The organism is Salinivibrio sp. PR932, from assembly GCF_001996125.1.
GTDB classification, from domain to species: Bacteria; Pseudomonadota; Gammaproteobacteria; order Enterobacterales; family Vibrionaceae; genus Salinivibrio; species Salinivibrio proteolyticus.
The window spans coordinates 35,286-43,837 of sequence record NZ_MUFM01000029.1 but is presented as its reverse complement, the minus strand read 5'-3'; the positions used below and the strand labels follow the sequence as shown (position 1 = coordinate 43,837).

8 protein-coding genes, 1 pseudogene and 1 other annotated feature are annotated in these 8,552 nt (G+C 51.8%); all 9 genes and pseudogenes read right to left on the bottom strand.

The features are described 5' to 3' along the window. Nucleotides 1-791: 791 nt before the first annotated feature. Nucleotides 792-1,076, bottom strand: a pseudogene (locus BZG84_RS16480) (IS5/IS1182 family transposase); the annotation flags it as partial. 164 nt (nucleotides 1,077-1,240) lie between these two features. Next, nucleotides 1,241-1,864, bottom strand: a complete 624-nt coding sequence (gene hisIE, locus BZG84_RS12890) for a bifunctional phosphoribosyl-AMP cyclohydrolase/phosphoribosyl-ATP diphosphatase HisIE (protein WP_046075334.1) — start codon at nucleotides 1,862-1,864, stop codon at nucleotides 1,241-1,243. Then, the gene (gene hisF, locus BZG84_RS12885) at nucleotides 1,861-2,634 is read right to left on the bottom strand and encodes an imidazole glycerol phosphate synthase subunit HisF (protein WP_077480801.1); all 774 of its coding nucleotides are present in this window, start codon (nucleotides 2,632-2,634) and stop codon (nucleotides 1,861-1,863) included. Before hisF ends, hisIE begins: the two co-directional genes overlap by 4 nt. After that, a complete protein-coding gene (hisA, locus tag BZG84_RS12880; RefSeq protein ID WP_077480803.1) occupies nucleotides 2,616-3,353 on the bottom strand; it encodes a 1-(5-phosphoribosyl)-5-[(5-phosphoribosylamino)methylideneamino]imidazole-4-carboxamide isomerase in 738 nt (245 codons plus the stop codon). Before hisA ends, hisF begins: the two co-directional genes overlap by 19 nt. A 6-nt stretch (nucleotides 3,354-3,359) precedes the next feature. Next, nucleotides 3,360-3,959: an imidazole glycerol phosphate synthase subunit HisH gene (gene hisH, locus BZG84_RS12875; protein WP_077480805.1), complete on the bottom strand. Its 600-nt coding sequence runs from the start codon at nucleotides 3,957-3,959 to the stop codon at nucleotides 3,360-3,362. Next, entirely contained in the window at nucleotides 3,959-5,026 is a 1,068-nt protein-coding gene (gene hisB / locus BZG84_RS12870; RefSeq protein WP_077678299.1) for a bifunctional histidinol-phosphatase/imidazoleglycerol-phosphate dehydratase HisB, read from the bottom strand. The genes hisH and hisB overlap by 1 nt, the downstream gene beginning before the upstream one ends. Before the next feature lie 11 nt (nucleotides 5,027-5,037). Next, nucleotides 5,038-6,090, bottom strand: coding sequence for a histidinol-phosphate transaminase (hisC, locus tag BZG84_RS12865; protein WP_108743626.1), 1,053 nt, complete (start codon nucleotides 6,088-6,090; stop codon nucleotides 5,038-5,040). Nucleotides 6,091-6,092: 2 nt separating this feature from the next. Then, complete coding sequence (gene hisD / locus BZG84_RS12860; protein ID WP_077678298.1) at nucleotides 6,093-7,409, bottom strand: histidinol dehydrogenase; 1,317 nt, start codon at nucleotides 7,407-7,409, stop codon at nucleotides 6,093-6,095. 6 nt (nucleotides 7,410-7,415) lie between these two features. Beyond that, nucleotides 7,416-8,312, bottom strand: a complete 897-nt coding sequence (hisG, locus tag BZG84_RS12855; protein WP_077678297.1) for an ATP phosphoribosyltransferase — start codon at nucleotides 8,310-8,312, stop codon at nucleotides 7,416-7,418. A 34-nt stretch (nucleotides 8,313-8,346) separates the two neighbouring features. Further along, nucleotides 8,347-8,485 (bottom strand) — a sequence feature (His leader region). Nucleotides 8,486-8,552: the final 67 nt, after the last annotated feature.

Sequence of the window (8,552 nt, the reverse complement as noted above, 5' to 3'; positions counted from 1 at the left end):
AGATAGAAGCATTTTTCCTTAACATATTAATTTGAATAACTGATTAACGATTTCTATCAATCCAGAAATAGACACTGAGAGAATAAAGCCCATAGTCTGGGGGCAAGCCAGCACGAATAGAATATCCACCTATTCCGAGATTTCACCCAACTGCTAGTCCGCGCTGACTGTTGCCGGAACCGGAGTTGAAGTCACTAAAAACATAACTACTAAAGTTAGTGGCAGGCCAAAGTAAATCATCATTTTCAGCGTTAGCAGAATAAGATGTTACAAAAGCTAATAATAGTAAGAGGGGTTTCCTTTTCCTCGTAGAATAGCCTTCCTTTATATTTTATTTCTATATCTAGGAGCTGTTGATTTTTTGTGTTCATTTCTACTGCGTTATCGGATTTTCATATAGGCTAGCTACACGTCAAAATCTCGTCTTTGTATAAACTTCCTACAAAGTGTTATAAAATCTAGATAGAAAGGTCAATAGCTCCTGGTAACAAGTTTATTATTTTTTGTGAGGTTATATTTCTCTATGTTTAGTACATTACATTAATCAACAATCTCGAACATTTCCAAACCAAAACTTTTCGACCAACAATACCCGAACATTGAATAAATAAACATGTAATTTACATAATACTGCGAGCTAAAAATGTTATATAACATTTTCCTTAAATGTCAGCATTTAAGCCATGATTGGGCTAGACCGCGAGCGCTTTTTGACCCAAAAGATCGGTTTGACTAGGCGTTGTTGTTCAAGTTAGTCACCTAACTCACTGATAAGAGTGAGGTTGTTCCCATCAGTCAACTTGGCAACTAACAGGCATATCGAGTTGATTGACTTTGTTCATCACTTTCATGTTGGCCAATGCTTCGCCAACTTGTGCATCGTAATTACGTAGTGTCAGCTGAGGGCTGAGTAACTTTTTGTATTGAGACATCCCTGTTTCTGACAGAGATCGTTGGTGGTAACCCGCTTCTCGTTTCTAGTCTTCCAAGTCAGCGGATTTCAAGGCGTTGACGGCTGCATTGCGCCCCCAGTAACCCGCATTGCTGTGCGGTGGAATGACCGGTTTAATGCCTTTCCCCTGTGACCGATCTTGAGGCTTTGATGGTCTGATCGCCGCTAGAGTGGCAAGTTCAATCATTTAGGAAACAGCGCCGTTTTAAGCGACCGACTACAACTTAAAAAGCGCCGCATGTGGGCGGCGCTGGAGGGACCATGTTTACGCTAACGCGTGCGTGGGCGTTAGCCTTGATGGCGAGAGGCGAGGACTTCGGTCACTTGATGGAGGCTAAGCTCTTGGTCTTGCAGCAATACCAACAGGTGATAGAGCAAATCGGCGCTTTCGTTTAATAGCTCGGCTTTATCGCCTGCCGTGGCAGCGAGGGCGACTTCGACCCCTTCTTCCCCCACTTTTTGCGCGATACGCTTGGTGCCTTTGGCAAATAAGCTTGCGGTGTAAGAGTCATCAGGCGCGGCATCTTTGCGGCTGGCAAGCACTTGCTCTAGGCTCGATAAAAAGCCGGGCCCCGTGTGTGGCGGTTTATTGTCACTGTCAAAGCAGGTGGTCGTGCCGAGGTGACAGGTGGGCCCGTGTGGTGTCGCCGTGACCAACAAGGTGTCTTGATCGCAATCGAGTGCAATGTGCTCAAGGCTTAATACATGGCCGGAGCTTTCGCCTTTTACCCAAAGGCGTGATTTACTGCGTGACCAAAAGGTGACGCGACCGGTTTCGAGCGTCGCGTTCAGTGCATCGGCATTCATGTAGCCCAGCATCAATACTTGGCCGCTATCGCTGTGTTGGATAATCGCAGGCACCAAGCCGGCGTTTTTCTCCCAATCGATACGTTCTACCCACGTCGCCGTCATACTCTTACCTCGATCCCTTGTTGCTTTAGTACTTGTTTTAATTCGCTTATTGCGATGATTTGCTTGTGAAACACCGAGGCGGCCAGTGCGCCATCGACATTCGCTTGTAAAAAGGCGTCGGCGAAATGCGAAATTTCACCGGCACCGCCGGAGGCAATCAGGGGTACCTGACAGCGCTCTCTTACCATTTTGAGTTGGGTTAAGTCATAGCCTTGGCGCACGCCATCGCGGTTCATCATATTGAGTACGATTTCGCCTGCGCCTCGCTGTTGGACTTCTTCAACCCACGCGGCCGTTTGCCAAGGCGTAGCCTGAGTGCGGCTTTCATCGCCGGTAAATTGATAGACGTGATATTTCCCGGTCGCTTCATCGAAGAAGGAATCAATCCCGACCACCACGCACTGCACGCCAAACTTATTGGCCAGCCGTGTGATCAAATTCGGATCGGCCAAGGCCGGTGAGTTAATGGATATCTTATCCGCGCCGAATTCCAAGATTTGCTGGGCATCGGCTTCGGATTTAATCCCACCGGCGACGCAAAAGGGGATATCAATTACTTCCGCGACGCGACTGACCCAGCTTTTATCGACCACCCGGCTGTCACTGGAGGCGGTGATGTCATAAAACACCAGCTCGTCGGCGCCTTCTTCGGCGTAACGTTTGGCGAGCGGGACGATATCGCCGATGATTTCGTGATTGCGAAATTGAACGCCTTTCACTACTTGTCCGTCGCGGACGTCCAAACAAGGAATTATCCGTTTTGCCAGCATGCGATCGCCTCCTCTGCGCTAAAGTTGCCTTCCAGTAGGGCGCGGCCGACGATCACGCCTGCGACGCCAGTGTTGCGTAAGGCGCGAATGTCTTCGAGACGGCCAATGCCGCCTGATGATTGAAATGCAATGCTCGGATAGCGCTGACACAAGTCGCGATAGAGCGCCACATTGCTGCCTTGTAAGGTGCCATCGCGGGAAATATCGGTGCACAGCACATGCTTGAGCCCGACGGACAAATAATCGTCGAGGAGCGCTTCAATGGTGACGCCGGAGTCTTGTTGCCAGCCTGACACCGCCACGCGTCGCGTCCCCTCGCTGTCGATATGAATGTCGAGTGCCAATACAATGCGATCAGGGCCGTAGGTTTGCATCCAGCCTTTAACCAAATCGGGGGATTTAACCGCGGTGGAGCCGATCACTACGCGCTGCGCACCGGTGTTTAGCAGCTCAATCACGTCCATTTCGGTGCGCACGCCACCGCCAATTTGGATATTGGCAGGTGTTGATTGCAAAATCTCGGTGATTAAATCGACCTGACGTGCGGTCGGATCTTTAGCGCCGGTTAAATCCACGAGGTGCAGCCAATCTGCTCCCGCTTGATGGTAACGTGCAAACTGCTCACGCGGGTAAAAACCGTAGTCGGTTTTTTGCTGATAATCTCCTTGATAAAGGCGTACCACTTGGCCGTCTATCAAATCGAGTGCTGGTATAATCATCCTTGCTTACATCTCCAAAAAATTTTGAATCAAACGCGCGCCTACTTTGCCCGAACGCTCGGGGTGAAACTGAACCCCGAAGTAATTGCCTTGATTGATGGCCGCACTGAACGCATGGCCATAATGACATTGTGCCAAGGTGTAATCACCGACCGGCATCGCGTAACTGTGGACAAAGTAAAAGTGGCTGCCTGCGGGAATGCCATCGAATAAGGGATGGTCATTGACGGTGGCAACTCGGTTCCACCCCATGTGGGGCAGAGGCTGCCCTGCGGTATCCATCAGCTTGGTGGGTGCGGGGATGTGGCCGAGGCACTCAACGGGGCTATCGCCTTCATCGGAGTGCGTCCCCAACATTTGCATACCAAGACATATTCCCAGCAGCGGTTGCTCTACTTGCTTAACCAAATCTACCAAGCCGCGCTCGGTGAGGTTTTTCATCGCCTCGCTGGCCGTGCCGACGCCGGGCAAAAAGAGTTTATCTGCCCCTAGCACCACGTCCGGATCGCGGCTTAGTGTCGCTTGATAGCCGAGACGCTCGACAGCAAAGCGCACTGAGGCCACATTGGCGCAGCCGGTATCGATAATGACAGTCTGTTTGCGCATTACAGCACTCCTTTACTGCTTGGCAGGGCGTCGCCTTCGACCTTGATGGCTTGACGCAAGGTGCGGCCAAAGGCTTTAAATAAGCTTTCCACCAAGTGGTGGGTGTTTTCGCCCGACACCGTCAGGTGCAGAGTACAGGCCAAGGTGTCGGTCAATGAGCGGAAGAAGTGTCCAACCATTTCGGTCGACATATCGCCCACTTGTGGCTGTGGGAATCTGGCCTCAAATTTCAAATAGGGACGTCCGGACAAATCCAATGCACATTGCGCCAAGCATTCATCCATCGGCAGGCTAAACCCAAAGCGGCCAATACCGCGTTTATCTCCCAGCGCCCGTTTGAGTGCGTCGCCCAACGCGAGGGCGGTATCTTCAATGGTGTGGTGGTCGTCGATGTGCAAATCGCCTTTAACGCGAACGTTGAGCTGAAAGCCGCCGTGGGTGGCGATTTGATCCAACATGTGGTCAAAAAAGCCCAGTCCGGTTTCAATGCGGCTGCCGCCACTCTTATCCAGGTTAACATCCACCTGAATATCGGTTTCTTTGGTGGTGCGAGTGACACTGGCCAGTCGCGGCTGCTGGGTTAGACGCTCGACAATCTGTGGCCAGCCCATCACGTCACGTTGATATTTGATGCCTTGTAGCGCCATATTGTTCGCTAAGGTGATATCGGCGTCGCGATCGCCAATCACCGCCGATTGGGCGAAATCAATTCGGCCTTGCTGTAGATAGTCTTTCACCAAGCCTAGTTTGGGTTTGCGACAGCTACAGTCATCGCTATCAAAGTGCGGGCAAATCAGTACGTCTTCAAAATCGATCCCTTGTGAGCGAAACAGGGCCATCATCATGTTGTGTGGCGCATCAAAGTCCGCTTGCGGGAAGCTCTCGGTTCCCAGACCATCTTGATTGCTCACCATCACCAAGGTGTAACCCGCCGCTTGCAGGCTGAGTAGTGCAGGGATCACGTCCGGCTCAAAGGCCAATTTATCCAGACGATCCACTTGATAGTCTTCAGGCGGCTCCACAATTAAGGTGCCATCACGGTCAATAAATAAAATCTTGTCTTTCACAGTGGTTGTCCTTATTCACTGAGTTGCTGGCGGATAAAGGCCAGCACTTTTTCACATTCGTCACGGTTACCAATGCTGATGCGCAAGCTGTTGGCAACGGCGGTCTGACGCACAATCATGCCGGCACGCCCTAAACGTGCGAACACCGCGTCAGCGTCATCTAGCGTGATGAGCAGATAATTACCAAAGCCCGGATGCACCTCGACGCCGGGTAGCATACTGAGGCCGGCTTGCAGGTAGGCACGGTTGGCGGTTAAGTCTAAAACTTGATATTTCATCCGCGCTAAACCGGCCTCGGAGAGTGCTTGTTCGGCAATGTCTGCTACGGGGACCGGCACGGGATATGGCGGGATCACCTTGAGCATCAAGTTAATAATCGCGGGACTGGCGAGGGTAAAGCCGCAACGCAGTCCCGCCAGAGCGAACGCTTTTGATAGGGTGCGCAAAATGGCCAGATTATCAAAGCGTGCGAGCAAGTCGGTGCAGGTCGCTTCTGGACTAAATTCAATATAGGCTTCATCCAGTACCACAATCGCGCGATCTTGAGTGTGGGTGAGTAGCGCTTCAATATCGTCGCGGTTAATCAGATTGCCGGTCGGATTATTGGGGCTACACACGAAGATAAGCTTGATGTTGGCATCTGCCTCCAATGCGCTATCAATCCCTGCCATGTCCAGCTGCCAGTCGGCGGTGAGCGGCACTTGGGTGGTGGCGATCCCTTGATTTTCCGCACTGACCGCATACATGCCATAGGTAGGTGGACAAATCAGCACACTATCTTGGTTTGGCTCGCAAAAGGCACGCAGCAACAAATCAATCCCTTCATCGGCGCCACGAGTGGTGATGACTTGGTTCGTTTCGACGCCTGCATAATCCGCATAGGCATTAATCAATGATACCGGCTGGCAGCTGGAGTAGCGATTGAGTCCCTGACCGCTTACGGTGTAAGCGTTGTCAAAGGGTGACTCGTTGGCATTGAGCCAGACATCCCCGCTACCGCCGATACGGCGGGCTGACTGATAGGGAGTAAGCGCTTGTACTTGCTCACGGGCGAGTTTTTCGATGCTCATGCTAACGAGTCCTCTGAGGCTTGAGTTTGTTGTAGTTTAGTGAGACGAATTTCGACCGCTTGGCGGTGTGCATCCAAGCCTTCTGCTTCGGCAATACGCATCACTGTTGGGCCCAGTGCTTGCAAACCGGTGTCACTAAGCTGTTGCACTGTCATTCGCTTGGTAAAGTCGGCCAGCCCAAGGCTGCTGTAGGTGCGCGTATAACCATAGGTGGGGAGCACGTGATTGGTGCCAGAGGCGTAATCGCCCACAGACTCGGGCGAGTATGCGCCCAAGAAAATCGAGCCAGCATTATCCAACAGGGGCAACAAATCCCTTGGCTGTTGAGTTTGCACAATCAAGTGCTCCGGTCCATAGCGGTTAGAAATCGACACGCACTGAGTGAGGGTGTCGGCAATAATAATTACACTGCTGCCCAGCGCTTGCTTGGCAATCTCTGCACGGCTTAACGTCGTTAATTGTTGCTGCACTGCATCTGCCACTTTCTCTGCCATCTCGGGCGCAGGGGTCACCAGCACCACTTGCGAATCGGGGCCGTGCTCCGCTTGGCTGAGTAAATCGGCGGCAACAAAGTCTGGATCCGCGCCGGCATCGGCAATCACTAACACTTCCGAGGGGCCGGCAGGCATATCCATGGCCGCACCATTGGCAGCAAGGCTCACTTGCCGTTTGGCTTCGGTGACATAGGCATTACCCGGGCCAAAGATTTTATCCACCTTGGTTACGCTTTGAGTGCCAAAGGCCATCGCCGCCACCGCCTGTGCGCCGCCCAGAGTATAGATTTCATCAATCTCGCACAGTTTGGCACAGTATAAAATCTCATCGGCTACCGGCGGTGGGGTACACAGCACCACTTTACGGCAGCCTGCAATTTGCGCGGGTACGCCCAGCATCAATACGGTCGAGGGCAAGGGCGCGCTACCGCCAGGAATATACAGCCCCACGCGGTTAATCGGGCGGGTGATGGATTCGCACACCACCCCCGGCATGGTTTCGACTTTCAATGGCTGCGCTTTTTGCGCACGGTGAAAGGTACTGATGTTATCGTAGGCTTGGCGCAGGGATAGCTTGATATCTTCATCCAAGCGCGCTTCAGCGTCGGCCAAAGTCGCTTTGTCGAGTTTGATGCTATCCAGTTCGACACCATCAAACTTTTGGGTCAATGCTTTTAAGCTTTCATCTCCTCGCTCACGGACATCGGCGATGATCTCCGCGACGCTCGCTTGGGTTTGGGCGCCGGTTGTGATTGCAGGGCGGCACATTAAGCCTTCTTTTTGTGACTCTCCGAGTGATTTCCAGACCACAGTACGCATCGTGATTTACTCCATCATCTTTTCAATCGGCAGGACCAAAATTGAGCTTGCGCCCAACTGCTTTAATTTTTCCATGGTTTCCCAGAACAGATTCTCGGTGCTCACAAGGTGCACAGCAACACGGTTTTTCTCGTGAGCTAACGGCAAGATGGTGGGATCTTCCGCGCCGGGGAGTAGCTCGACCACTTGCTCTAAGGTTTCGCTGGGTGCGTGGAGCATGATGTATTTGGACTCTTTGGCTTGGATGACACCTTGCATGCGGGTGAGCAAGCGTTCAATCAATGCGGTTTTCTCTTCACTGAAGCTGCCTTCACGCTGGATCAATACCGCTTTTGAGCGGAATATGACTTCGGCTTCTTTCAAGCCATTGGCTTCTAAGGTGGCGCCGGTTGAGACTAAGTCACAAATCGCATCGGCAAGCCCGGCACGCGGCGCGACTTCGACGGAGCCATTGAGCATACAGGTGCTAAAGCTCACACCTTGTTTGTCCATATAGGCTTTGAGGATGTTGGGGTAGGTGGTCGCAATGCGTTGGTTGGCCAGATCTTGTGGGCCGTTATAGCTTTGGTCTTTATCGAGGGCGATGGAGAGGCGGCAGCCGCCAAAGTCGAGTCGGCGCAGCAGTTGATACTGGCTGGGCTCGCCCAGTTTGATGCGCTCAAGGCGTACTTCCTCTAGTTCGTTTTCGCCAATTACCCCTAAATCAACCACGCCGTCCATGATAAGGCCCGGGATATCATCGTCACGGACCAGCAGCAGATCGAGAGGCATGTTTTCGGCGTGGACCACTAAACGTTCACCGGTGTAATTGATTTTTACCCCGCAGCGTTTAAGCAGCTCTTGGCATTCTTTGGCGAGGCGCCCCTTTTTTTGGATGGCGATACGTAGGCGTTGTGTTTGCATGTGTGCTTCCTTGTCTAAAAATGAAAAGCTAAAAAAGAAAAAACCCTCGGAAGACGGTGCTCCCGAGGGTCTGAATCTGTTAGCTGGCTAATGACCGACGGAAGCGCTTTTTACTCGTCTTCCAGTCGAAACCATTCCTCCCGAAAGACTAGTCAGGATGATGGTGGTGATGCATTGTCATTAGCGTTGAAGTCATTTTTTGATGTCCATTTACGTTGGTCAATCTCGTCTCTTTTCGAC